This is a genomic window from Larkinella rosea (assembly GCF_003858635.1).
GTDB classification, from domain to species: domain Bacteria; phylum Bacteroidota; class Bacteroidia; order Cytophagales; family Spirosomataceae; genus Larkinella; species Larkinella rosea.
In genome coordinates, this window is the sequence record NZ_RQJO01000009.1 from 119957 (window position 1) to 144403 (window position 24447).

Below are 24447 nucleotides of genomic sequence, written 5' to 3' on the forward strand. Positions count from 1 at the left end.
AACAAAAAAGTTGGGCTGGATTTTAAAGATGTAAAATAGTATTTGTTTTTGAAATAATTGTAGATAATGTGGAAATACTTAGTTAACAGCCCTGAAAGGGCAGGTAGTCGGTTTCATACAGGACAGGTTCGCAATTTTCTGACAATACTTAGGTTACCTAATCCGGGAAAAACAGTCTCAACAGATAAGCCGTGCTAAGTAGCCTGGCGTTGACTAAAAACCGTACTTATCCATGGCTAAAAATGTACTTCTTTTGCGCGGTGTTTGCGCATTCGTTTTCTTCCTGAGCTTGCTTCGGAATGGATATGCTCAATCGCCAACAAATTTAACCTCCAACGTTGCGTTGGTAGCTCCTTCGCAAACCGACTTCGCTCCCAGCGCTTTTTTCTCCAGTACAGCCCAAATTGTTGCGGCTTTCAATGCGGCACGGCGGGCGGAAGAGACGCAATTGGGTTTACCAACGAATAGCCTGGGGAATTTGTCATTACCTGCGAACTACGCTACGTTTTCAGCCAACGACAGGGCGTTGTTTCTGATCAACCAGGAACGAATTGCCCGATCCGGTCTGGTGTATCCCGGAACAACGGCGGTTTTGGGTTTGCCGATGGAAGCTGTTGAAAGTGCGTTGGTCAACACCGCTCAAACCCACGCAAGCTATCTGGTGGCCAATAACGTTTTCTCCCACACCGGCTCAGGCGGTTCGACACCATCTACCCGGGTCGGGAATACGTATCCGGCAAACTGCCAAACCGGTATGGGCTACTCGGAAAATATCTACGTCGCCTGTAGCAGCAGCGCAACAACGCCGACGTTTCTGGTCGAACAGGCCATTTTCAACTGGCTTTACCGGGATTCGGCCAACAGTTGGGGGCACCGAAAAGCCATGCTGATTCAAAATGACGACATTTACCTGGCTCCGCCACCGAACACACTCCGGGGCTACGTCAATGACCACGGCAGTGCTTCGAGCGAAGGCTTTCTGGGAATTGGCATTGCTTCAACAACGGTGGGCGCCTACAGCGCATCCTGTAGCGGCAGTTTTGCCGGACACGTCGTAGTGATGAATATTGCCGATCCAACGGCGGATGCCAGTTGTACCTTTTCTACCTCAGATGCGTTGCCGGTTCATTTGCTTCATTTTTCCGGTGTTTCCCGTGAAGACAAGGCCGTCCTGGGCTGGTCGACAAATTGGGAAGATAACAACCTGGGATTCGATGTTCTGAAAAGCCGGGATGCCAAAGCATTTGAGAAGATCGGTTTTGTGCAGGGAAACGGGACGCGTTCCGAAACGAACACCTATAGCTGGACGGATGCGGAAGTAATCGCGGGCGAAACGTATTATTACCGCCTGCGGCAAATCGATGCCAACGGCCGGACGGAACTTTCGAAAATAATTGCCGTTCCGATCGAATCCGCCAATCGGGACCGTTACCTGTTCCCAAATCCAAGCGCGGACGGGCGATTTACGCTGGTTGCTGCGGACAGTGAACAACTTACCGTCAAGCTCGTTAATACGGCCGGAATGGAATTGCCCGTTCGAACCTTGGCCAATGCCGCTTCCATGAACGTTATACCGGGTCAGTTACTGCCACCGGGCCTGTATTGGGTAAAAGTTCAGGATGCCAATGGCCGGGTACAGAAAGTACTACGCTTGCTGGTTGGGCATTAAATGGCGGCAATCAAAAACCGCAAAGCATAACGGAAACGATTTCGGCACTAGCTGGAATGGTTGCGCTTTGCGGTTTTATTAGTATCTATGCAAAAGACCCGGTTTTTGCCAATACTACTGCCGAGATGCGATCATTCATTTGTCTGCTTCTGTTCATTCCTTGCTTCGCATTCGGTCAGGCACCGAAAAACCTGAAGGCAGATATTAAACTCCCCAAAGACCCGGCCTATACCGCTGCCCCCAATGGCTTTCCGGTTTTTGATACAGAGAGCCAGGTACTGAATGCCTTCAATTTTGCCCGCCGTCAGGAAGAGAAACAGCTGAAATTGCCGGTCAATAGCCTCGGAACGCTGTCATTCCCGGAAAACTATCAACAGCTCCCGGCAGCTCAGCGGGCGTTATTGCTCACCAATCAAGAGCGAACGGCCCGCGCCAAAGTCGATTACGGTGCGGGCAAAGGGCCCGGTTTGCCGCTGGAAGCGCTGGAAACACATTTGAACGAAGTCGCGCAGGCGCATGCAACCGATATGGCAACGCATGATTTTTTCGGACACACCAGCCATAACGGTCGCACGACGCTGCAACGCATCAATGCACAGGCGGTTTTTAGCGGGAAGTGCTACGAATTTATGTCGCGGGCCGAAAATATTTACATGTTCTGTTACTATTCAAGTGAAAAACCGGCGCTGCAAATGCCGGTTTTTATCACGGAACAGGCCATTTTTTCCTGGTTGTATCAGGATGCGACGGTAGCCTGGGGCCACCGGGAGACGTTGTTGATTCAGGACAAAGATGCGTCTGGCGGCACCGGTTTTCACAATGATCGCGGGTCAGCCGGCAGTGAAGGATTTTTGGGGGTCGGCTTGTCTACCAAAGTCGATTACAGCCCCTGCGCCAAATTTCCCGGCTACCAGCGGGTGGGGCATGTTGTAGTCATGAATTTCGTTGATCCGGCGGCTAATTGCTCCTATACGCTTCCCTAGCTACTTTCCAAAACCGCTTCCGGATTGATTAATTTTTTGATGATGTTTCCAGAAAAATACTTGAGTATTTTTCTGGAAACAGGCTACTGGATTAAATCTTGCCGAAATTCTATTGAAATTTCTCCGAAATCAGAGATGAAAAAAAGTATCATCATCAAATTTCAAAGTACGGCAAGTAGAACATTTCACGGGTCTACTTTTACGCTATAGTAAACTTTATCTACTAAAAATACTAAATGAAACACTTCTCCGCCTATACTGCCGAGGAGTTAGCCGCTGACGAATTGTTTATTCGGTGGGTTCAACATCCTGACGACGCTGAGGTTTCGGCGTATTGGGAAGGTTGGTTAGCGCACCATCCTTACAAATCGGAAACGGCCGATTTCGCCCGCGAACTGGTCCGCCTGGCTTCCAGCCCGGCATCGCGGCCGATGGAAGGGGAGGAAGTGGTATCGTTGTGGGGACGGATCCGGTCATCGATTCAGGAAATGCCGGAATTACAGCCTTTGCAGCCTGAAATTCAAAGTTGGGTAACCAACTGGTACATCTTTCGCTGGGTAAGTGCCGCGGCCGGTATCGTGCTTTTCGTAGGCTGGGTACTCTGGATGCAATGGTCGCAGGCGATGGAAACCGTCCGGACGCCGGTTGGCGTGGCTAAAACCGTGAAACTGCCCGACGGAACCCTGGTGAAAATGGTGGGCGACAGTCAGATTCGTTTTGCGCGGGTCTGGTCCGAAGAAGTGCCACGGGCGGTTTGGCTCGAAGGGGAGGCTTTTTTTACCGTGGCCGAACGCAGTGGCTCCGGAGATGGAAGCAAGTTTCGGGTTCATACCACCACGCTCACTGTGGAAGCGCAGGGAACCCGGTTCAATGTATCCCAACGGAAAAAAGGGACGCGGATCGAATTATCGGCCGGAAAAATAAAACTGATGCTCAACGACCAGCCCCAGATTATTGAAATGAAACCGGGCGAATCCGTGGAAATACCGGCACAGATTACGGTTCAGAATAAAACATCCTATATCCAAAACTATATTGATTGGCAACCCTTTCCGGTTGTGTTTTTTACCTAGTCAAATTCCAGCAGCAATCCAATCTCTATTAATATTTTAAATTTTAACCAACCAATCTCTATTAGTATGAAATACACGATTACCAGTCTCCACTTGGCCTCCAACCGGGCCAAAATGGTAGCCCGTTTGGGTGCCTGCGGGCTGGCCGGTCTGCTGGCCGGCAATCTGCAGCTTCAGGCAGCCATCGGGCCGAACCGGCAACCCGCGGATTTACGCGCTGCCAACACAAAAAATGTCCCGTTAAAAACCGTTGCCACAACGGATCCGGCTCTTCAGGAACGGACCATCACGGGGCGTGTCCTGAGTTCTGACGACAATTCGCCCCTGCCGGGTGTGAACGTTACCGTGAAAGGGTCGACGCGCGGAACCACCAGCGATGCCGACGGCAATTACCGCCTGGCCATTCCGAACAACAACGCCGTGCTGGTTTTTTCATCCGTTGGGTTTATTTCCCAGGAAATTGCCGTTGGAGCCCGTTCAGTGGTCGATCTTCAACTCAAAGTCGACGACCGGACACTGAATGAAGTCGTTGTGGTCGGGTACGGTACCCAGAAAAAGAGTCAGTTAACGGGGGCTATTACCCAGGTTACGGCAAAAGAAATCCAGGAAATGCCCATCACGAACCTCGGGCAGGCTTTGCAAGGTCGTGCAGCCGGGGTGGATGTCACGCAAACCGGGTCGAAACCGGGTACGGTGCCGACCATCCGGATTCGGGGACGTCGTTCGTTCAGTGCCAGCAACGATCCGCTCTATGTTGTCGACGGCATTCCGCTGTCGGCGGGGTATGAAGACATGAACCCGAGCGATGTCGCGTCGATGGAAGTACTGAAAGATGCCACCGCTACGGCTATTTACGGGGCACGGGGAGCCAACGGGGTCGTCCTGATTACGACCAAGCGGGGTGGTCAGAAAGGCAAAACCACGGTATCGTATGATGGGTACGTTGGGGTATCGAAGCCGCTGGATAAACTTGAACTGTTCAATGGTCCGGAGTTTGCCGAGTTTGTTCGGGAGTCATACCGGGCTACGGGGGGCTACAATGATGCCAGTGGCAAGCCGGTTCCAACGGGCGTTGCCGATACCTACGCCGATTCGAAAGTGGCTGTATTGGGTGGCGATCCGTCCGTCGCCAAGGGCCTTGCCAACGGAACCGATACCGACTGGCAGAGTTTGATGTTGAAAAACGGGGTGATGCAAAACCATTCCATCGGTATTCAGGGTGGGAATGAACGGACTCAGTTTTACGTGGCAGCGTCCTACTTTAAAGACAAAGGAGTCTCTGACGGTCTGGATTTTACCCGGTATTCATTGCGGGCGAATATCGACCACCAGATCAATAGCGTCCTGAAAATTGGTCTTTCGTCGTATCTGATGTACAGCCTGAGGAATGGTGAAAACCTCAACCCCTATCAGTTTACGATTCAGCAAAACCCGTTGGCATCACCCTACAACGACGATGGAACGTTGAAATTCTCGCCAACAAACGATGCCCTGCTTACCAACCCGTTGTTTGAAACGATTAAGGGGGCTCAGGTCGACCAGACCAAAAAGTACCGCATCTTCAACAGTATCTACGCGGAAGCGAAAATTATCGACGGCCTGAAATACCGGGTTAACTTCGGTCCCGATTTCACGATAGGTCGCTGGGGGCGGTTTATTGGCGCACAAACGAACGCCCGCAAGTTTGGGGATGCGCAGGCCATGAATGAAAACCGCTTTGGTTTCAACTGGACCCTGGAAAACTTCCTCACGTACTCGAAGACATTCAAGGAAAAACACAACCTGAATGTAACCTTGCTGCACTCAATCCAGCGGGATAATTACGAAACGTACCGGACTGATGTGCAGGGCGTTCCCGCTGAAACGCAGGAGTTTTATAACCTGGGGGCCGCAAGTTCGATTCTGGCAACGGCCAGTGGATTGACGGAGTGGACCATCAACTCGTATATGGCCCGCGTTAATTATGATTTCAACGATAAATACCTGATTACGGCCACGATTCGTCGGGATGGTTCGAGTCGGTTCGGTGAAAACACGAAGTATGGTAATTTTCCGGGTGTTGCCCTCGGCTGGAATGTGAGCAATGAGCCCTTCCTGAAAACCGTAAGCTGGATCGACCTGTTGAAACTGCGGGCTGGTTACGGTTCGGTGGGTAATACGGCGGTTACGCCTTACCAAACCCAGGGTCTGTTGGCCAGAACCGCCTATGCCTGGAATACAACGGCCGCTTTTGGCTATCGTCCTAATACCATTGGAAATCCGGACCTGCGCTGGGAAAGTTCGGCAACTGTCAACTTAGGGGTCGATTTCAGCTTCTGGAGAGGTCGCCTGCAAGGTTCACTCGAACTGTACCAGACCAACACCACGGCCCTGTTGCTGGCCGACCAGCTTCCGGGTTCTGTTGGGTTCGGTTCCGTAACGCGTAACGTTGGTGAAACCCGCAACCGGGGTATTGAACTGGGTTTTACAACCTACAACATCAACGCGCCTTCCGGCTTTAAATGGTCGACCGATTTCACGTTCATGAAGAATACCGAAGCCATTGTATCGCTCTACAACGGGAAGATCGACGACCTGGGTAATGGCTGGTTCATTGGCCGGCCGTTAAGTACGGTATTTGATTACAAGAAAGTGGGCATCTGGCAGACATCAGAAGCCGATCAGGCCAAACAATTCGCCAGCGAAGCCGGTCAGATCAAGATTCAGGATACCAACGGCGATGGTCGGATTAATGCCGATGATCGGGTCATCATCGGTTCGGATGTGCCTAAATTCAGTGCGGGTATCACTAACCGCTTAAGTTACAAAGGGTTTGACTTGTCGTTCTTCTTCTATGGCCGCTTCGGTAACCTGATTCGGAGCGATTTCCACCGCAACCGGAACGCCCTGGCTGGTCGGTATGAGCAAATTAAAGTGGACTACTGGACGCCCAACAACCCGACCAACGAATTCCCCCGGCCGAAAAGCAACCAGGAATTCCCGGTTTACAACAGCACCATCTCCTATTTCGATGGAACGTTCGTGAAGCTTCGGAACATCAACGTTGGTTATAGCTTTAATCAGGCTTTCGCTAAAAAGCTGAGAATGGAGTCGTTACGGGTGTATGCCAGCATTCAGCAACCGTTCATCTGGTCGAAATACCGGAGCAAGTACAACGGTGTCGATCCCGAAACAACGGGTCTGGCGCTGAGCGAAACCGGTATTGTGCCCGCCACTTCGGTAAGCACGTTCGGGCTGAATGTCCGGTTCTAATCCGAAGACGAAGTTGAATTCTAATTTTTAGCCAGTAGGAACTGATGAAAATCAAACATATAACAAACTCAATAAAAATTGCTGGTGTAGCGGCTATGTTGCTACTCAGCCAATCGTGTAAAGATGTGCTGGACGAAAAGGTCATTTCGGGCATCGGCAACGATTACATGAATACGACAAAGGGTTTTGATGATGCCGTCAAGGCCGCTTATTCGTCGCTCCGGTATTATTACGCCAGCCAGCAAGGGTTGACCATGTCTGAATACGGAACGGATATTTACGCGACGGGTGCCGACGGAGGTTACAAAGGCTTTCACTTTTACGATGGCCAGTTAAATCCCACGGTTGACTATCTAATCAATACCTGGGATGAACTGTATAAAGGCATTAACACCTGCAACGCCATCATTGAACGCGCTCCCAAAGTGACGGGAATTGCCGATGCAACCAAGAAACTGCGGGTGGCTGAAGCCAAGTTTTTAAGGGCCCACTATTATTACCTGCTGTTTATGCAGTGGGGTGGTGTCGATCTGCGGATGACCGAAACCGTGGTTCCTACCAAGGATACGAAGCGGGCCACGGATGCAGAAATGTATACGGCCATTATTAAAGACCTGACCGAGGCCATTACGGATCTGGAAGCCAAGGCCCAATCGGCGGATTATGGACGGGCAACCAAACCGCATGCCGAAACCCTGCTGGCCAAAGTGTATCTGACCAAAGCCTATTCGAGCTCGAAAGCGGCTGACGATTTTTCGAAAGCGGCCGCACTGTGCAAAAACGTAACGACGGCCTACGGATATAAGCTGCTGGATGATTTTGCCAGCGTCTTTGATGAGAACAATCAACTTAATTCGGAAGTGGTGTTTTCGGTCCAGTATACATCCGATCCGCTGACGAACCTGACCAACAACACGGGAGCGACCAATGGAGGTAACAACCTGCACTTGTTCTTTGGAATGCAGTACGATGTTCAGCCGGGGATGAAGCGCGACGTGTTTTACGGACGTCCGTTCAAGCGCTTACGGCCCACCTCCTACTTCCTGAATACGGTTTTTGCCGATCGGACCAACGATTCACGCTACAAGAAAACGTTCCGCGATACCTGGTACAGCAACAACCCGGGGACCAACCTGAACGCGGCTTCGTTTGATGATTCAAAAACCAAAGTATCGTTTGCCGCTGGTGACACGGCTATCTTTATTCCGGGGGTTGAGTGGACGAAAGCCGAGCGTGCTGCCAAGAAATACCAGGTGCTCGTGCCCAGTGCGTACAGCGAGGCCCTGTTTCCAACGCTGATGAAGTTCTTCGATACCAAACGCCCGGACTTAACGTATGAGGCTGGTAGCCGTGATTATTTTGTGTTCCGGCTGGCCGACGTCTATTTGATGCAGGCCGAAGCATTGCTGCAATCCGGTAATGTTGCCGATGCCGTTACGGCCATCAATGCGGTGCGGTACCGCGCGGGCTGGCCGGGTAAAAAAGAGGCTATGCTGTTAACGGCGAACAACCTGACGATGGAAACGATCATGGAGGAACGCGCCCGTGAACTGGCTGGGGAACAAATGCGGTGGCTGGATTTGAAGCGCTGGAATCTGTTGATCGACCGGGTTAAAAAATACAACCCACAGGCCGCCGTCAATATCAAGGATTATCACGTATTGCGCCCGATTCCCCAGACCCAGATCGACCGGAGTGCCAAAGGGACGGACGGTAAATCGGTTTTTGCCCAGAATCCCGGCTATTAAAAATACCGTATTAATTCAAACAGGCCCCGAACCGCCCCGCGTGTTCGGGGCCTGTTTGTTTGTAGCCCTGCTGAGTAGATTCAGGCGGGGAGGGTCTTCTTACTGCGGAATCTTTCAACCCTAAAACGTTCGGTTAATTGGACAAATTAATGATACAGAATACCGTGAACAGACGCCAGTTTCTGGCCACCGCCGGGTTATCGGCGCTGGTTCTGGCTACCAAAACCAATTTGCTGGCCGAAACCGCTAAAAAGTCGGGACTGATGATCGGCTACTCCGGGATTACCTGGGGGGGCAAAGACGAGCAGGCCATCAAAGACCTGTCGTCATTGGGGTATAAAGGTATACAGCTCCGGGCCAACACCTTTGCGCCTTACAAATCCAAACCGTCGGAATTAAAAGCCCTGCTCGATCAGCATCACATCAAACTGGCGATGTTTTCGAGCGGTAACGTAGAAATTGATCCGGCAAAATTCCAGAGCACCATTGATACGCATGTCGCTCACGCCAGTTTTGTGAAGGCATTGGGCGGCTCGGCCTTTCAGATGACCAACAGTTTGCGGAAAGACGGCCAGGCCCCCACCACCGACGAGTTGAAACAACTGGCCAAAGTGATGAACGAAGTGGGCAAGCAAACCGCCGACATGGGCGTTCAGGCGACTTACCACAACCACATGAAGCAGTGGGGCGAAACCCCCGAAGAAGTAGATATTCTGGTGCAGGAAATGAATCCGAAATACGTCAAACTGCTGCTCGACATTGCACATTACAAGCAGGGCGGGGGCGACCCGGCCAAGGCGGTTTTGCAATACAAAGACGTGCTGCACGCGTTGCACCTGAAAGACACGAAAAGCCCGTTGCCCGAAAAACCGGATAATCCGAAAGCGTATAAGTTTGTGGAACTGGGGCAGGGAAATGTCGACGTCCCGGCGGTTTTTGCAGCCTTGAAAAAAATCAAATTCAAAGGCTGGGGCGTGGTTGAACTCGATCAGGTTCCGGAAACGAACAAAACACCGCTGCAGTGCGCGCAAATCAACAAAGATTACATTACCAAAACACTCAATTTCCCACTTTAACCCTGATAAACTCTGCTTTTCCCTGATAAACCCTGTGTAATACTTATTGGCTGTTACACAGGGTTTATCAGGGAAAATCAGCGTTTATCAGAGAAAAATTATGAAAGCATTACTGATAACAGCGGTTTTATGGGTAGGCCTGATGGCGGCTGAGGCCCCGCAGGCTCCTAATACGTTGACTGCGAAGGAGAAAAAAGAAGGCTGGAAACTGCTTTTCGACGGAAAAACCTCTAAAGGCTGGCGGGGCGCTTACAAGGATAATTTCCCCGAAAAAGGCTGGCTGATCGAAGACGGTTCGCTGGTCATTTCAAAGACGGATGGTTCCGAATCGACGCACTACGGTGACATTGTAACCGACGGCGAATACAGCGATTTTGACCTGACATTTGACTTCAAACTGACCGAAGGTGCCAACAGCGGTTTGAAGTATTTTGTGGTGGAGGAATCTCCCAAGCCCAAAGGATCGGCTTATGGTCTGGAGTTTCAGGTACTGGACGATGACAAACATCCGGATGCAAAACTGGGCCGCAACGGAAACCGCACCGTGGGTTCGCTCTACGACCTGATTCCGGCAAAAGACAAAAAAGCTAACCCGATCGGTCAGTGGAACACCGGGCGCGTGGTATCGAAAGGCACGCACGTCGAGCACTGGCTGAACGGTAAGAAAGTCGTTGAATACGAGCGGGGTAGCGAAGCATTCCGGAATGAAGTTGCTCAAAGCAAATACAAAGCTCCGTCGTATAATGCCCACGGCCGGTTCGGCGAAGCCCCCAAAGGCCACATTCTGTTACAGGATCACGGTGACCGGGTTTCATTCCGGAATATGAAGATTAAAACGCTGTAGGTTTACGGTTTTCAGTTTGTGGTTTACGGTGGCTGACGCGAGCTAACTAGAATGCGTCAGCCACCGTAAACCATAAACTGAAAACCGTAAACTATTTTACAGTATACTTCTGACAAATAAATCTTTCAATACTAGTCTTTTGTCAGCATTCAGACGTATTCTATTTATCATTTAAACGACCAGCCGCATGGAAAATCGTCGCGACTTTATAAAGAAATCTGCTCTGGCGGGACTCGGAATGAGTTTCTCAGCCGCCAGTTATGCCCGCATTCTCGGCTCTGCCGACCGCGTTCGGGTCGGTATTGTTGGTTTCTCAGACCGCTTTCGGGGTGCTTTGGCCCCCAGTTTTGCTGGCCACGCCAAAGAACTCAACTTCGAATTCGTGGCGGTTTCCGACATCTGGAGCCGTCGGCGCGACGAAGCGCAGGCGTACCTCAAGGGAAAAGGATTTATCAGCGGTGACAATTTTGTCAAATGCCGCAACAACGACGAGCTTTACGACCGCAAGGATGTCGACGCCGTGATCATCAGTACGGCGGATTTTCAGCACGCCCTGCACTGTGCGGAGGCTGTTGACGCCGGACGCGATGTGTACGTCGAAAAACCGTTTGCCGAATCGCTGGAAGATGCCCGCAAGGCGCTGAAAGCCGTTGAAAAAAGCAAGAAAATTGTGCAGGTGGGTTCACAGCGCCGGAGCACGCCAAACTACTGGGCTGCCAATGAATACATCAAATCCGGCAAATTTGGTGACATCACCATGGTGGAAATGACCTGGAATGTCAACCAGCCGGGGCGCTGGCGCCGGGCCAAACTCGTTTCCGAAATCCGGAAAGAAGACACCGACTGGAAACGGTATTTGATGAACCGCCCGATGGTGGAATGGGATCCGCGTAAGTATTTGGAATTCCGTCTGTTCTATCCCTATTCATCCGGTATTCCGGGCCAGTGGATGTCACACCAGATCGATACCGTACACTGGTTCAGTGGCTTTGATCATCCACGCAGTGTGGTGGCCAATGGTGGTATTTATGTCTGGAAAGACGGTCGTGTAAACCCCGATACGTTCACGGCGGTTTTCGATTATGGCCCGGATGACGACAAAAGCAAGGGTTTTCAGGTGCTGTATAGCTCACGGATGAACAACGAAGCGGGCGGAACCAAAGAATTGTACTACTCGAACGGTGGTATGATCAACCTGGATACCAACAAAATTAGCCCGGAAGGTGGTCTGGAAGCCAAAGCTGCGGCTGAAATGGGCATGAAACCCAATTTGCTGGTGGCACAGTCGCTGGCAACAACCGGTGAAAAACAGGTGACTTCGGCCAATACCGGCGCTGACCCGATGACTTCGGCGCACATGCGGAACTGGATGGAGTGCGTTCGCAGCCGGAAAGAACCGAATGCACCGGCCAAAGTCGGCTATAATCACTCCGTTGCCAGCATCATGTCGACTATTGCGTACCAAACCGGTGAGCGGGTGACGTTTGATAACTCCAAACAGGAAATCCTGGCGAGCGGGAAAACCGTAAAAGTCTAATTTTGATTGAATTTTGATAGGAACGCGGATTAGACGGATTGAACAGATTTGAACGGATTTATCAGTTTTAATCTGTTCAATCCGACTAATCCGCGTTCCCATAAATAGCCACCTGAAAATGAAAAAACTAACTTTTGCCTTCTGCCTGCTGGCGTTTGGTGCGATGGCTCAGAAGCAGTCCGTTCAGTTGATCAACAATACCGCGCAGAAACGCGTGGATGTGACAATCGACGGAAAACCGTTTACTTCCTACATTTATCCGGGGCCGGATGTGCTGAAAAAACCGGTGCTGTACCCCATCCGGACGGCGGGTGGAAATTTCATTACCCGTGGCTGGCCGATGGATCCCCGGCCGGGTGAACGCGTCGATCACCCGCACCACGTCGGCATGTGGCTGAATTACGGCGACGTAAACGGCCACGATTTCTGGAATAATTCCAACGATGTCAAAGGCCACGGCGGCCCGTTTGGTACGATCGTTCACACCGCCATCAAGTCTCTGAAAAGTGGGAAAGACGTGGGCGAACTGGTCGTTACGGCTGATTGGCTGGATAAAGACGGCAAACCGATGTTGCAGGAAACAACCACGTTTGTTTTTCGGGGGACGGCTAAAGACCGCACCATCGACCGGACTACAACGTTGAAAGCGCTGGACAAAGACGTGACGTTCAAGGACAACAAAGAAGGCATGGTCGCCATTCGGCTGGCTCGCCAGCTGGAACATCCGTCCAACAAACCGGAGGTATTCACGGATGCCAGCGGAGTGGCTACCAAAGTGTCGCAAATGGACAATACGGGCGTTACCGGTAAATACAAAAGCAGCGAAGGCATTGAAGGCGAAAAAGTGTGGGGCACCCGCGCCAAATGGATGAACCTGACGGGCGTCATCAACGGCGAGACCGTTTCGGTGGCGCTTATCGATAACCCGAAAAACATTGGTTACCCAACCTACTGGCACTCGCGGGGGTATGGGTTGTATGCCGCCAATCCATTGGCACCCAGCATCATGAGCGAAGGCAAAGACAAACCGATGAACTACGTGCTGCCTGCCGGGAAATCCGTCACGTTCAAATACGAGGTATTGATTACATCAGGTGCCGTTTCCGATGAGGTACTAAGCCAGAAAGTCAATCAGCTAGCCAATTAAACCACTAAAACGGTAACGAGGCATAGTAATTGCCTGCGCCCTTTTTGTGTAACCAATTTGGCTCGCTATAAATACACTTGATTGGTGTTAGTTTGGCACTGGTTACTCCTTAAACCGTATACTAATCGAGTTGTTGCTAAAAGTCACTTCTTGCCATCTGCTCCGTCAGATGGCTTTTTTTTTGACTATTGTCTGTGTGAGAATAACCCAAATCACATTATAAGACAATCAGAATGGAATCATTACAACAACTGCTTGACTCGTACATGAATACGTACCGAGCCATTATGTGGCGAATGAAAGACGGAAACGTAGACAGCCGGGGTTTGAGCGAAACCGTCCGTTTAACCGAAAACACCATTCGTCTGCGCCGTCAGAAGCCGGAGCTTTGGCGGGTCAGCGAAGTTCGGTTACTGGCGGAGTACTTTGGTTTGCCCGAAAATACCTGCGTCCGGCTGGAAAAACAGCTCGTACCTTTTATGAAAAAGGCCCTGCAAATGCCTCCCGCCAAACGTCGACGCCTGGAGCAGGCGACTCAGTTGCGGTTGCGTCGAATGTCGGCCAACAAGAGCATGGACTGGCCGGTTGAGGATATCGAAAAGTTGAGAAAAGGGTTACAACTCTTTGAGTCCGACGAGCGCACCGGAATGGTTCCTGGTTTTTAACGCAGGTTGCCGCTAGTTCAGGTACAAACCGGAGGGTGCTTTATAGGAAATCCGGTTTCGTTTCACGTTGATCCACAGGCGAAAATCCGGGCTATTGAGTCCCATTTTACCCAATTCATCGTCGATTTGCCGAAGCAGAAAATTCAGCTGATGAATCATCAGCCACTGTCGCCTGACCTGTTGTTTCAATTGGGAAGGGGATTTGATGGCTGATGTTTCGTCCATCAGCCGCCGAACCGTAGCGCGCAAATGGTATTGGATAACGACCAGACGCCCAGCCAGGGCATGATCAGACGGATGTTTTTCCAGAAATGAAATGCCATCGGTCAGAAGCTGGTTACGGCCCTGTAGGTGATGAGTCACGGTGATCCAGGCCTGATCAGCTTTGATCGACTCGTAGGACACGGTTTTCATAATAGTAGGTTATTTTCAAGTTTTCGGTACGGTTATCCCAAAAATAGTAAAATAATCCAAATAAGCTACAGGTATTTATTGCTAAGTAAAGAATTTTAGTTGGTGGTAATTTGAGGGTGGAACAACTGCTTTCTTTTCGCTGAATTTGTGGATATTTGTCAATTCCTACACTTTCTTCGAATCTTTATGAATTCTGCCATTCGGGCGCTTATCGTCTGCACCAACCATACGGAATACAAAACCAAATCGGAAAAAACCGGACTGTGGTTAAGCGAGGCTACGCACTTTTATGATGAATTATCAGACAATGAATTGCCGTATGACATCGTCAGTCCGAAAGGAGGGAAGGTACCGATCGACGAGCGTAGCTTGAAACGGAAAGACAACACGAACGATAAATGGTACCACAATCCGGAGTTTAGGGCGAAACTGGAGAACTCGCTCAAACCGGAGGAAATAACCCCGTCCGATTACCAGTTAATCTACTTCACCGGCGGGCACGGAACGATGTGGGATTTCCCGGATAATGAACGACTGCAGGCAATAACCCGACAGATATACGAAAGCGGTGGAATGGTTGCTGCGGTTTGTCACGGCGTAGGCGGTTTGTTGAAAACCAGGCTTTCAGACGGTAGCCTGCTGATTGAAAACCGGCAGATAACGGGCTTCGCCAACATCGAAGAAAAGCTCCTCGGATTAACGGACGAAGTGCCTTTTTTGCTGGAAGATGAACTTCGGAAACAAAAAGCGGTGTATCGGAAAAGTATCATTCCATTTCTCCCGTTTATTGAGGTGGACGAACGGCTGGTGACGGGGCAAAATCCGTTATCGGCCCGGAAGGTCGGCAAAAAAGTGATGGAAGAAATGTTTGAGAAATAGACTAAATCAGTGTATTATTTAACAAACCTCCGTCAATAACCTTCTGATAATAGGGAAGTTTTCGGGCCTGCTTGATGGCGGGCAACTGCGTTTCGTGGTAAATATCCGTTCCGACAAACGAAACCAGCCGCTGATCGATCATCCATTCGGCCAGATTGCGGGCTTCCCGAGACGGTTGACCGGATAAGGAAAGCAAGTTCAGCTGGAACTTAACCCCTTGGTAATGAAGATCACGAAGGGCTTCCGGATTTTTTTGCAGGTAAATATATTGCTCCGGGTGGGCCATAACCGGCACCAGATTGCGCTCCTGCAGTGCCGTAATCACTTTATCCAGTTCAAATGGTCGCTTTACCAGACTTGTGTCAAACAGCAGATACTTCTCCGTAGTACCCTGCCCGAAGGTTAGTAATTCGGTTTTGGAATATAAAATTCGCAGCAGATTGATGTCAACAAAATATTCGGCGGCTACGTCGATGTCGATATTGATCTTCAATTTCTGCAATTCGTACTTCAACAACGTAGCGGCTGCAAATATGCTATCATGGGTGTTTTGATAGAAACCATCCATGATGTGGAGGGTGGCAATTACCTTTCGAAATCCCAGCGCCGAAAGCTCACGAAGAAGACTAATGCTGTGTTCGACCGAATCGGCTCCGTCCTGACTGCCGGGTAGCAATTGGGCATGAACGTCGACACGCAACTCGGAAGCCGCAGCCGGTGAATCGGACTTAGCGGTTTTGGTGCGGGAACGTGTCAGAAAACCGAAATGCATTGTTCTGTTTAACGAAAGATGTTACGGAGGTTGAGCCGGGCTAAAAAGTTTGGCACGGCATCGTGGATATCTCTGTTTAATGGACATGAATCGTGCCAAAACTACTCTTGTGGGATGTAACTTCTCCGGAACAAGGCACAAAAAAACCGCTTTCGAAAGCGGTTTTTGAAAAAATTTATCAGACGGCTGAATCCAGACTTATTGCGGATACAGTTCGCGAAACCGGGATAACTGCTGATCTTTATCAGACACGGTTGGATTGTCGACACCCCAGTTGATATTCAGATCCGGATCATTCCAGATAATGCCTGACTCGCACGACTTATTGTAGACGTTGGTGCATTTGTAACTAAAAATACTGTCTTCCAGGGCTACAAAACCGTGGGCAAATCCTTCCGGAATGTACGCCATGTTACTCAGCTCGGAGTCGAGAATAAAGGATTCATATTTTCCGAATGTCGGCGAGCCGACGCGCAGGTCTACGGCAATGTCCAGCACTTTTCCGGTAATGACCCGAACCAGCTTTCCCTGGGCAAAGGGGGCGTTCTGGAAATGCAGTCCGCGCAAAACGCCTTTTGTTGAAAACGACTGATTATCCTGCACAAAATGAGCGGGCAATCCCAATCCCTGAAAAACCGGTTGATTGTATGTCTCCAGAAAACTTCCCCGGGAGTCTTTAAATGTCTGAGGGCGTAGTTCGATCAGCCCTTCGATCGACGTTTTGATAACCTGCATGAAATACGTAGTGGCCTGATAAACCGGTTTGTCCGGCATCAGCGGACAAATTTAGGAAACTCTATCTACTTCCAGTAATTTTGGGGCGCACCTTTTTAAGGAATCCCAAGTAATTTAACATTCGAAGACGAGGAAGCAATGACGGCTAAGGAGTTGTACCATACTATTTTAAGTAAAAAATCCTATTTGTGTGTGGGCCTGGATACCGATATTCGTCGAATACCGGCGCATCTCCGGGCTGAGCCGGATCCGGTGGCGGCTTTTAACCGCCAAATCATCGAAGCCACTGCGGAATATGCTGTAGCCTATAAACCCAACATTGCCTTTTACGAAGCGCAGGGGCCGCGCGGCTGGGAAAGTCTGCAACGAACGCTGGAGTACATTCCTAAAAATTGCTTTACCATTGCCGATGCCAAGCGGGGCGATATTGGCAACACCTCCGGCTTATACGCCCGTACGTTTTTTGATCCGGCTTCGTCCGGTCTGGAGTTCGATTCGGTAACCGTAGCGCCTTACATGGGCCGGGACTCCGTCGAGCCTTTTCTCGAATTTGCGGATAAGTGGGTGATTTTGCTGGCCCTGACTTCCAACGCCGGAAGCTCCGACTTCCAGCAGTTGCCGGTTTCGGACGAAAAGCTCTACGAAAAAGTGATCCGTACATCGCAGACCTGGGCGGGGGCCGACCGGATGATGTACGTGGTGGGCGCCACCCGCGCCGACGAACTGGCCCACATCCGGACGATTATTCCCGATCATTTTCTGCTGGTCCCGGGCGTGGGCGCGCAGGGCGGCAGCCTGGCCGAAGTTTCGCGCTACGGGTTGAATAGCCAATGCGGTTTGCTGGTCAACGCATCGCGCAGCATCCTGTATGCCTCCGGCAACACCGATTTTGCCCTGCGAGCCGCCGACGAAGCCCGAACCTTGCAACAGGAAATGGCGAGCTTTCTTTGAATGATGCGTGATGAATTAAGAGTTAAGGATGAAGAAGTAGATGGGAAGTGTGACTTTTTCCTGCTTTTCACTTCTAATTCATAACTCATCATTCATCACTCCCCGAGGTGTCCGAAGATTTTATTTATTTCCTCTGGCAGTTTCAATATTTCCGGACGACCGATTTGCGGACGGTGGAAGGAGAAGCCGTTCGGGTGATTCATCCGGGATTTCGAAATCCTGATGCCGGGCCGGATTTTACGCAGGCCCGGCTGTTTATTGGGGAGGTCGAATGGGCGGGAACGGTTGAAGCGCACGTTCGGGCTGCCGACTGGCTGGTTCATCGCCACCAGTATGACCGGGCTTATGACAATGTCATTCTGCATATTGTCTGGGATAAGGACCCGGTTTTCCTGCAACGATCCGACGGTACGGTTATTCCCACGTTGTGTCTGAGTGAATGGGCCGATGTGACGTTATTGCAACGGTATCAGACTCTTCTGGCCGAGTCGGGCGTGATACCTTGTGCGGGCCGGATCACAACCGTAGAACCAGTGCGCCTGACGGCCATGTTCGATACGGTTTTGCTGAAACGCCTGGAACGAAAAGCCGCCGGGGTGAAGGTGCTGTACCATCGTGTTGATCAGGATTGGGAAGAAACCACTTATCAACTGCTGGCGGCTGCGTTTGGGTTTCAGGTCAATACCGAACCGTTCGCCCAGCTGAGCCGTCAGGTGCCGTTGAAGATATTGCTGAAACACCGGGACAATCCCATGCAACTGGAAGCGATGTTGTTCGGAACGGCGGGGCTGCTGAACAGCGAAAAACCGGATGAGTACGAAGCGGTTTTGCAGCGAGAATATCAGTTTCTGGCGGCAAAATACCAACTTTTGACCCGAAAGCTGCCCGCTTATTCCTGGAAATGGTCGAAGCTTCGTCCGGCAAATTTCCCGACACTCCGGTTGGCTCAGCTTGTCAAACTCCTTGCATCGACGGGTAGCCTGTTTTCGTATCTGATCGAAACCAGCAACAGTGCGGTTTTACTAAAACAGTTGCAGGTAACGCCTTCGGCCTATTGGCAATCGCATTACCGGTTTGGGAAGACTTCGGAAAAAGTATTGGCAACATTGGGTCAGACAGCGGCTGAAAACCTAATTGTCAACGCCATTGTTCCGTTACTGATGGCTTATTCGCACCACAAAGATTGGCCGGACTATCGGGAGCGGGCCGTCGGTTTACTGGAACAGTTACCGGCCGAAAATAATCGGATAACCCGAATCTGGCAGGGGTTGAACATTCCGGTTCGTACGGCTTTCGACTCGCAGGCTTCCATTGAACTATACAAGATGTATTGTCAATCGAAAAAGTGCCTGTCGTGTCAGATTGGGGTGAGCTTGTTAAAATAGAGGAGTGACCGGCGCCGGTCACTCCTCGTGTTAGATAGTCGTTTGTTAGATAGTCGTTAAAAAACGGGGTCGCGTACCTGATCCCGCAGGCTTTCGCGGTCGGTATCGTCGTCGCTGTCCGATTCCATTTTGGCGCGTTCGTTAATGAACGATTCCGCAATCTCGGTTAGCTTTTTGTCCGTATTTTTCTCTTCCTCCAGGCTTTCTTCAATTAGGCGGGCAGCTTCATGAAAGCCCAGGAGTCGGGCCAGTGAATGGAGTGAGCCGTAAGCTGCGATTTCGTGGTGTTCAACCTTTTGTCCGGCAATGATCAAACCGGCATCCCGGGTTAACGAACCGGCGTCCGTGTCGGAAATAACCACTTCACCATCATCGATCAGGCCATCGACGGCATTGCAGGTTTTCTCGTCGGCTTCAACGCCCAAATGTTGAAAAATCTGCTCGACCCGCCGAATTTGATTCCCGGTTTCGGAAAGATGTTGCCGGAACGCATCGCGTACCACGTCGGTGGTTGCAGCCTCGGCCATGTCGGGCAGTGCTTCGGCAATTTGTTTTTCGGCATAGTAAATGCCTTTCAATTCGCTGATAAACAGCGCACGGAGGGAGGTGTCCGTTTCATTGGCGCCAAACAATTTGGCTAACTGATCGGTGAACGAAGCCATACCGGTATCTGATTATTGGGTTAACTGAATGGTTTTGTAACCATCAGTGCCCAAATGTTATACCAGTTATTAAATGACTGATTGGTAATAGATTACAGTTAAATCGATGTGGATAAACAACCCCGATTCGGGAAGGTAGTTCCTCGGCACCTGAACGGTAAAAGGGGGACTACGAGTTATTGATTAGGCTCACACCGGACCCCAAAAAGACCAGACCGACAATAAAAGGGGCCAGCGATTCCCATTTGTTGATGCTCATGCCCAAAACCGGTTTGGCATCCGACAAAAAAGCCACGCAGGCAAACAACACGACGATGATGCCTAGAATGGTGAGTGTTGCGCCAAAAAAACGCCGAAAGTTATTCTTATCCATTGTGCAGTAAATGAAATGATAGGTGGTTTCGTGAATCTAATTCGTATTTTCCGATGACGTTGAGTTCAGAATTGTCAGATCCTTCACGGGTTCCAGTCCCATTTTACGCCCTTCTTCAATCATAAACGGGATAGCCGCTTCGAGCGTGTTGACGACGGTTCCTTCCAGAATGGCTTCCCGAATGGCAATCTTGATCAGCCCGACTTCCTTCGACGGTTTCAGACCAAAGGCTTCCATGATGAGTTCGCCCGTGATAACCGGCTGAAAGTTACGGAGTTTATCCCGTTCGTCAAGCTCGCGGAGTTTGCGCTCCACTTTGTCGAAATTGGCGATGTGTTTCTTGACCTTTTCGTAATTTTTCGAGGTAATATCGGCCCGGCACAGATTCATCAGCGCTTCCAGATCATCGCCCGCTTCGATCAACAACCGCCGGAGTGCCGAGTCCGTAATTTGTTCCTTCACCAGCGCAATGGGCCTTAAATGCAAGCGAACAAGCTTTTTGACAAACCGCATCTTCTCGTTCAGCGGCAGTTTCATCTGGCGGAAAATCCCGGGGACCTGTTTGGCACCCAGATCCTCATGGCCGTGAAACGTCCAGCCGACTCGCGGATCGAAGCGCTTGGTGGCGGGTTTGGCAATGTCATGCAGCAAAGCGGCCCAGCGCAGCCAGAGGTCGTCCGAGCGTTCGGCCACGTTGTCCAGCACTTGCAGCGTGTGGTAAAAATTATCCTTATGTCCCTTACCCTCAATGGTTTCGACGCCTTTCAGGAGCAACAGTTCCGGGAAAATAAAATCGAGCAAACCGGCGTGGTACAGCAGTTTAAAACCGTAGGACGGTTTGGCCGAAAGAATGATCTTGTTCAGCTCGTCGGTAATCCGTTCGCGCGAAACGATGGACAGCCGGTCTTTCATTTCCACAATCGCGTCGAACGTATCCGGCTCAATGTCGAAACCGAGCTGCGACGCAAACCGGATGGCCCGCATCATGCGCAACGGATCGTCGGAAAACGTAATGGCCGGACTTAAAGGCGTTCGGATCGTTTTCCGGCGCAAATCCTCCAGCCCGTCAAACGGATCGAGTAATTGACCGAAGTCGTTCTCGTTCAGGCTAATGCCCATCGCGTTGATTGTGAAATCCCGGCGGTTCTGGTCGTCTTCTAGGGTGCCGTCCTCCACGATCGGTTTTCGGGATTCCGAACGGTAGGACTCTTTCCGGGCGCCCACAAATTCCACTTCCCACCCCAGCGTTTGACCCGTCGGAACGGTTTCGGAATCTTCGGTTGCTACGTCCGGTTCCTTGCCGGACGGCAACATGGCTGTTCCGAAATTTTTAAAAACGATCACCGGTACTTTCAACTCCCGGCCAACGGCTTCGGCCAGGTCGATGCCGCTGCCAATGCACACAATATCAATGTCTTTCGACGGACGTTTCAGAATCAAATCCCGCACAAAACCGCCAATGACGTACGCACGCACGTCCAGCGCAGCCGCCTGCCGGGCGATTACTTCAAAAATGGGATTGGTATGTAAGGTTTCAGCAAAATTCATAGAACGAATCAACAATGAATCGGGCCACGGACGGTCGGCGACTGCGGTTTGGCTCATTATTTTCTTAAAAAGGCTACTTCTCCTTTCGGGCCCAACTCCATGATGCGCGGCAATTGGATTTTAACCGGCAATTCACCCCAGGAAACGGGCGGTTTTGCCAGACCAACCGGCCACTCGGCATCTTCAAACGGCAGCGTCAGCAGTCCCCGGCCAAACGCACCGATCAGTTTGCGCACCGGTTCGCTGAGCGTTTTCCGCACCGGAACCTGCGCCCGGAACGCTTCGGGCAGGTTGACGCCGTTGGATAACAAAACCGTCAATGGATTTTCCGCAAAATCGATCAAATCCCAGGCCACATCGGGCACCGGGCGAACATACAAGTTCAACTGACCACTATCAGTAATTAAAATTGTGGGCAATGGGGCCGGAACCAAATCTTTCCGGACGTCCAGCAAATGCTCAACGGCTTCAGCATGACCCGGATCGCAGGCCAGCGAAACCCCGGTTTCGTCGGCCAGCCGGATGAGTCGTCCCTGCCGGAGTTCGGCAACAATATCGCGCGGAGTTGGTGTCATAATTAGTATAGTCCGCAAAAGTACAGCAAGTTTTTGGAATGCTTATTGAGGTTATAGAGTTTTCATATTTGCTAACCTAGGTGCGGATGCTTAACTTAACCCCAAAAAAGATGATTTACATTGCAGAACGAATAACGGTTGACGAAAACCTTTGTAACGGTAAACCAACGATCAGGGGTTTGGGAATTACGGTTAAAACGATCCTTGAGTTTTTGTTTGCTGGGGAAAGCCGTGAAGAAATTTTGCATCAGTACCCGGATCTGGAAATGGAAGATCTTGATGCCTGCTTAAATTTTGCTTTACAAATGGCAGACCACAAGCATACTATTTTGCCAATTGCTGCCTAATGTCTTCACTTCGCTATTTGATTGATACAAATCTTCCGTATTATTTCTCTATTTGGCGCTCAGACCAATATATTCACCAACGTGATATTAATAGCAAGGCTGCCGATACGGATATCTGGGCTTATGCAAAAGCCAATAATTTAACCATAATTACAAAAGACCGTGATTATTCAGACCGTATGTTGTTGAGTTCAACTCCTCCAAGAATAATCCATATTAAAACGGGCAACATGAAAATGCGCGAGTTCTATACTTTTATAGATGCTAATTGGCAGCTTATACTTGAATTAAGCGAAACCCATAAGCTCGTGTATGTTTTTCGGGATCACATTGAGGGAGTTGAATAGTCAACCATGAAGAAAATAGTTTTAGTCGGATTTTTTTGCTGGCTGTTGCCACTTTTGATACAGGCGCAGAAACCCGTTGCAGCCTCCAAAGAAGCTATTGCGCTTTCCAAACTCTACATCATTCCCGACAAACGCTATATTATGCGGGGCGACGGAAAACCGTTTTTCTGGCTGGGCGACACCGCCTGGGAATTGTTTCATCGGCTAAACAAAGAAGAGGCTGATTTGTACCTGAAAAACCGGGCGGCCAAAGGCTTTACCGTGATTCAGGCGGTTATTCTGGCCGATATCGACGGACTCAAACAGCCGAATCAATACGGCCAGATTCCCTTGATCGACAGCGACCCGGCCAGGCCGAACGAAGCCTATTTCCAGCACGTGGACTGGGTCGTCAACCGGGCGGCAGAGTTGGGGTTGGTGATGGGCTTACTGCCCACCTGGGGCGACAAATTCAATAAGAAAACCGGGTTTGGTCCCGAAATTTTCAATACCGCTAACGCCAGGACCTACGGCGAATTTATCGGGAAACGGTATCGGGGAAAACCGGTCGTCTGGATTCTGGGCGGAGACCGGAATCCGGAAGGTGAGCAGCGGCTGGCCATCATCCGGGCCATGGCCGAAGGCATCAAAAAAGGTGACGGTGGCTCCAAACTAATGACCTACCATCCGCAGGGCGATAGTAATTCGGCCGGTTTTTTTCATAGTGACAAGTGGCTGAACATTAACATGTTCCAGTCGGGGCACAATGCGAAAAACAAAAAGAATTACGTGATGCAGCGGCAGAACTACGCGATGTTTCCACCCAAACCAACGCTGGACGGCGAACCGCGCTACGAAGATCACCCGGTGAACTGGAAACCGGAATTGGGATATTTCGACGACTTCGATGTGCGGCAGGCGGCCTGGTGGGCGGTTTTGTCGGGCGGTTGCGGCCATACGTACGGTGACCACAACATCTGGCAGTTTTTCGATGCCGATCGGAATCCTCCGGCCGGTTTGGCACGCACGCACTGGAAGCGCGCACTCGATCATTCCGGGGCGTTTCAGATGGGGATTCTGCGCCGGTTGTACGAATCACATCCGTGGACGCGGCTGATGCCCGACGAGCGGTTGCTCCAGAACACCAATCCCGACGACGGGAATCATCAGGTGGCCGCTATTTCGGAGGATGACAACTTTTTGTTTGCCTACACGCCCAACGGTAGTCCGCTGAAAATTGACCTCGCCCGGCTGACGGCGGCCCCGAAAATTCTGGCCTACTGGTACAATCCCCGCGATGGAAAAAGCCAGAAGATCGGCGAGTTTCCCAACACCGGTCCGCAGGAATTCAAACCCACCATTGCCGGGCCGACGACCGATTGGGTGCTGGTGCTGGACGACGCCAAAGCGCCGTTTGCGGGGTTTGGGTTGAAGAAATGATTGAGAAGAAAGCGACAAAGACCAGCGATGTGAGAGAAAATGGGGT

The 24447-nt window shown here is 50.8% G+C and carries 23 protein-coding genes; 16 read left to right on the forward strand and 7 right to left on the reverse strand.

The window, feature by feature from the left end; genetic code table 11:
- The first annotated feature begins 232 nt into the window (after nt 1–232).
- The 10 genes from EHT25_RS16470 to EHT25_RS16515 all read left to right on the forward strand — a co-directional run bounded on the left by EHT25_RS16470 (nt 233) and on the right by EHT25_RS16515 (nt 13994).
- A complete protein-coding gene (locus tag EHT25_RS16470) occupies nt 233–1669 on the forward strand; it encodes a T9SS type A sorting domain-containing protein (protein WP_124876245.1) in 1437 nt (478 codons plus the stop codon).
- Nucleotides 1670–1794: 125 nt separating this feature from the next.
- Nucleotides 1795–2652, forward strand: a complete 858-nt coding sequence (locus EHT25_RS16475) for a CAP domain-containing protein (protein ID WP_124876246.1) — start codon at nt 1795–1797, stop codon at nt 2650–2652.
- A gap of 236 nt (nt 2653–2888) precedes the next feature.
- Nucleotides 2889–3725, forward strand: a complete 837-nt coding sequence (locus EHT25_RS16480; protein WP_124876247.1) for a FecR family protein — start codon at nt 2889–2891, stop codon at nt 3723–3725.
- Between the two features lie 66 nt (nt 3726–3791).
- Nucleotides 3792–6977 (forward strand): SusC/RagA family TonB-linked outer membrane protein, encoded by a 3186-nt coding sequence (locus EHT25_RS16485; protein WP_229311569.1) that lies wholly within the window; start codon nt 3792–3794, stop codon nt 6975–6977.
- A 44-nt stretch (nt 6978–7021) separates the two neighbouring features.
- Entirely contained in the window at nt 7022–8725 is a 1704-nt protein-coding gene (locus EHT25_RS16490; RefSeq protein ID WP_185731391.1) for a RagB/SusD family nutrient uptake outer membrane protein, read from the forward strand.
- Nucleotides 8726–8877: 152 nt separating this feature from the next.
- Nucleotides 8878–9801 (forward strand): sugar phosphate isomerase/epimerase family protein, encoded by a 924-nt coding sequence (locus EHT25_RS16495; RefSeq protein ID WP_124877071.1) that lies wholly within the window; start codon nt 8878–8880, stop codon nt 9799–9801.
- 100 nt (nt 9802–9901) lie between these two features.
- Entirely contained in the window at nt 9902–10645 is a 744-nt protein-coding gene (locus EHT25_RS16500; protein ID WP_124876248.1) for a 3-keto-disaccharide hydrolase, read from the forward strand.
- A 187-nt stretch (nt 10646–10832) separates the two neighbouring features.
- Nucleotides 10833–12182 (forward strand): Gfo/Idh/MocA family protein, encoded by a 1350-nt coding sequence (locus tag EHT25_RS16505; protein WP_124876249.1) that lies wholly within the window; start codon nt 10833–10835, stop codon nt 12180–12182.
- A 118-nt stretch (nt 12183–12300) separates the two neighbouring features.
- A complete protein-coding gene (locus EHT25_RS16510; protein WP_124876250.1) occupies nt 12301–13329 on the forward strand; it encodes a DUF6807 domain-containing protein in 1029 nt (342 codons plus the stop codon).
- Between the two features lie 233 nt (nt 13330–13562).
- Entirely contained in the window at nt 13563–13994 is a 432-nt protein-coding gene (locus EHT25_RS16515; RefSeq protein ID WP_124876251.1) for a hypothetical protein, read from the forward strand.
- Between the two features lie 12 nt (nt 13995–14006).
- On the opposite strand, the gene EHT25_RS16520 is transcribed toward EHT25_RS16515, so the two are convergent.
- Complete coding sequence (locus tag EHT25_RS16520) at nt 14007–14408, reverse strand: hypothetical protein (protein ID WP_124876252.1); 402 nt, start codon at nt 14406–14408, stop codon at nt 14007–14009.
- 186 nt (nt 14409–14594) lie between these two features.
- Between EHT25_RS16520 and EHT25_RS16525 the strand changes: the two genes are divergently transcribed.
- A complete protein-coding gene (locus EHT25_RS16525) occupies nt 14595–15287 on the forward strand; it encodes a type 1 glutamine amidotransferase domain-containing protein (protein WP_185731392.1) in 693 nt (230 codons plus the stop codon).
- A gap of 1 nt (nt 15288) precedes the next feature.
- Here EHT25_RS16525 and EHT25_RS16530 read toward each other — a convergent pair whose 3' ends face one another.
- Both EHT25_RS16530 and rfbC read right to left on the reverse strand, forming a co-directional pair.
- Complete coding sequence (locus EHT25_RS16530) at nt 15289–16059, reverse strand: tyrosine-protein phosphatase (RefSeq protein WP_124876253.1); 771 nt, start codon at nt 16057–16059, stop codon at nt 15289–15291.
- A 198-nt stretch (nt 16060–16257) separates the two neighbouring features.
- The gene (gene rfbC, locus EHT25_RS16535) at nt 16258–16794 is read right to left on the reverse strand and encodes a dTDP-4-dehydrorhamnose 3,5-epimerase (protein ID WP_124877073.1); all 537 of its coding nucleotides are present in this window, start codon (nt 16792–16794) and stop codon (nt 16258–16260) included.
- Nucleotides 16795–16932: 138 nt separating this feature from the next.
- On the opposite strand from rfbC, the gene pyrF reads away from it, so the two are divergent.
- On the forward strand, nt 16933–17745 hold the full coding sequence (gene pyrF / locus EHT25_RS16540) for an orotidine-5'-phosphate decarboxylase (protein WP_124876254.1): 813 nt from the start codon (nt 16933–16935) through the stop codon (nt 17743–17745).
- A gap of 107 nt (nt 17746–17852) precedes the next feature.
- The gene (locus EHT25_RS16545; protein WP_124876255.1) at nt 17853–19130 is read left to right on the forward strand and encodes a DUF2851 family protein; all 1278 of its coding nucleotides are present in this window, start codon (nt 17853–17855) and stop codon (nt 19128–19130) included.
- A gap of 56 nt (nt 19131–19186) precedes the next feature.
- Here the strand turns inward: EHT25_RS16545 and EHT25_RS16550 are convergent, their stop codons facing one another.
- From EHT25_RS16550 to EHT25_RS16565, 4 genes are all read right to left on the reverse strand, one after another.
- A complete protein-coding gene (locus EHT25_RS16550; RefSeq protein ID WP_124876256.1) occupies nt 19187–19792 on the reverse strand; it encodes a YciE/YciF ferroxidase family protein in 606 nt (201 codons plus the stop codon).
- 169 nt (nt 19793–19961) lie between these two features.
- A complete protein-coding gene (locus EHT25_RS16555; protein ID WP_124876257.1) occupies nt 19962–20165 on the reverse strand; it encodes a hypothetical protein in 204 nt (67 codons plus the stop codon).
- Between the two features lie 36 nt (nt 20166–20201).
- Complete coding sequence (locus EHT25_RS16560) at nt 20202–21713, reverse strand: CCA tRNA nucleotidyltransferase (protein WP_124876258.1); 1512 nt, start codon at nt 21711–21713, stop codon at nt 20202–20204.
- A 56-nt stretch (nt 21714–21769) separates the two neighbouring features.
- Nucleotides 21770–22288 carry an L-threonylcarbamoyladenylate synthase gene (locus EHT25_RS16565; RefSeq protein WP_185731393.1) on the reverse strand — a complete coding sequence of 173 codons (519 nt, stop codon included), beginning with the start codon at nt 22286–22288 and terminating at the stop codon, nt 21770–21772.
- Between the two features lie 110 nt (nt 22289–22398).
- Here EHT25_RS16565 and EHT25_RS16570 point away from each other — a divergent pair, with 110 nt between their 5' ends.
- The 3 genes from EHT25_RS16570 to EHT25_RS16580 are packed head-to-tail and all read left to right on the forward strand — an operon-like array spanning nt 22399 to nt 24401.
- A complete protein-coding gene (locus EHT25_RS16570) occupies nt 22399–22635 on the forward strand; it encodes a DUF433 domain-containing protein (protein WP_124876259.1) in 237 nt (78 codons plus the stop codon).
- Nucleotides 22635–22982 carry a DUF5615 family PIN-like protein gene (locus EHT25_RS16575; protein ID WP_124876260.1) on the forward strand — a complete coding sequence of 116 codons (348 nt, stop codon included), beginning with the start codon at nt 22635–22637 and terminating at the stop codon, nt 22980–22982. Before EHT25_RS16570 ends, EHT25_RS16575 begins: the two co-directional genes overlap by 1 nt.
- 6 nt (nt 22983–22988) lie before the next feature.
- On the forward strand, nt 22989–24401 hold the full coding sequence (locus EHT25_RS16580) for a glycoside hydrolase family 140 protein (RefSeq protein ID WP_221622295.1): 1413 nt from the start codon (nt 22989–22991) through the stop codon (nt 24399–24401).
- Nucleotides 24402–24447: the final 46 nt, after the last annotated feature.

Excerpts from the sequence above, each read along its gene's own strand:
- EHT25_RS16470 (WP_124876245.1), top strand. The coding sequence starts at position 233 with ATGGCTAAAAATGTACTTCTTTTGCGCGGTGTTTGCGCATTCGTTTTC.
- EHT25_RS16475 (WP_124876246.1), top strand. The coding sequence starts at position 1,795 with ATGCGATCATTCATTTGTCTGCTTCTGTTCATTCCTTGCTTCGCATTC.
- EHT25_RS16480 (WP_124876247.1), top strand. The coding sequence starts at position 2,889 with ATGAAACACTTCTCCGCCTATACTGCCGAGGAGTTAGCCGCTGACGAA.
- EHT25_RS16485 (WP_229311569.1), top strand. The coding sequence starts at position 3,792 with ATGAAATACACGATTACCAGTCTCCACTTGGCCTCCAACCGGGCCAAA.
- EHT25_RS16490 (WP_185731391.1), top strand. The coding sequence starts at position 7,022 with ATGAAAATCAAACATATAACAAACTCAATAAAAATTGCTGGTGTAGCG.
- EHT25_RS16500 (WP_124876248.1), top strand. The coding sequence starts at position 9,902 with ATGAAAGCATTACTGATAACAGCGGTTTTATGGGTAGGCCTGATGGCG.
- EHT25_RS16505 (WP_124876249.1), top strand. The coding sequence starts at position 10,833 with ATGGAAAATCGTCGCGACTTTATAAAGAAATCTGCTCTGGCGGGACTC.
- EHT25_RS16510 (WP_124876250.1), top strand. The coding sequence starts at position 12,301 with ATGAAAAAACTAACTTTTGCCTTCTGCCTGCTGGCGTTTGGTGCGATG.
- EHT25_RS16515 (WP_124876251.1), top strand. The coding sequence starts at position 13,563 with ATGGAATCATTACAACAACTGCTTGACTCGTACATGAATACGTACCGA.
- EHT25_RS16520 (WP_124876252.1), bottom strand. The coding sequence starts at position 14,408 with ATGAAAACCGTGTCCTACGAGTCGATCAAAGCTGATCAGGCCTGGATC.
- EHT25_RS16525 (WP_185731392.1), top strand. The coding sequence starts at position 14,595 with ATGAATTCTGCCATTCGGGCGCTTATCGTCTGCACCAACCATACGGAA.
- EHT25_RS16530 (WP_124876253.1), bottom strand. The coding sequence starts at position 16,059 with ATGCATTTCGGTTTTCTGACACGTTCCCGCACCAAAACCGCTAAGTCC.
- rfbC (WP_124877073.1), bottom strand. The coding sequence starts at position 16,794 with ATGCAGGTTATCAAAACGTCGATCGAAGGGCTGATCGAACTACGCCCT.
- pyrF (WP_124876254.1), top strand. The coding sequence starts at position 16,933 with ATGACGGCTAAGGAGTTGTACCATACTATTTTAAGTAAAAAATCCTAT.
- EHT25_RS16550 (WP_124876256.1), bottom strand. The coding sequence starts at position 19,792 with ATGGCTTCGTTCACCGATCAGTTAGCCAAATTGTTTGGCGCCAATGAA.
- EHT25_RS16555 (WP_124876257.1), bottom strand. The coding sequence starts at position 20,165 with ATGGATAAGAATAACTTTCGGCGTTTTTTTGGCGCAACACTCACCATT.
- EHT25_RS16560 (WP_124876258.1), bottom strand. The coding sequence starts at position 21,713 with ATGAATTTTGCTGAAACCTTACATACCAATCCCATTTTTGAAGTAATC.
- EHT25_RS16565 (WP_185731393.1), bottom strand. The coding sequence starts at position 22,288 with ATGACACCAACTCCGCGCGATATTGTTGCCGAACTCCGGCAGGGACGA.
- EHT25_RS16570 (WP_124876259.1), top strand. The coding sequence starts at position 22,399 with ATGATTTACATTGCAGAACGAATAACGGTTGACGAAAACCTTTGTAAC.
- EHT25_RS16575 (WP_124876260.1), top strand. The coding sequence starts at position 22,635 with ATGTCTTCACTTCGCTATTTGATTGATACAAATCTTCCGTATTATTTC.
- EHT25_RS16580 (WP_221622295.1), top strand. The coding sequence starts at position 22,989 with ATGAAGAAAATAGTTTTAGTCGGATTTTTTTGCTGGCTGTTGCCACTT.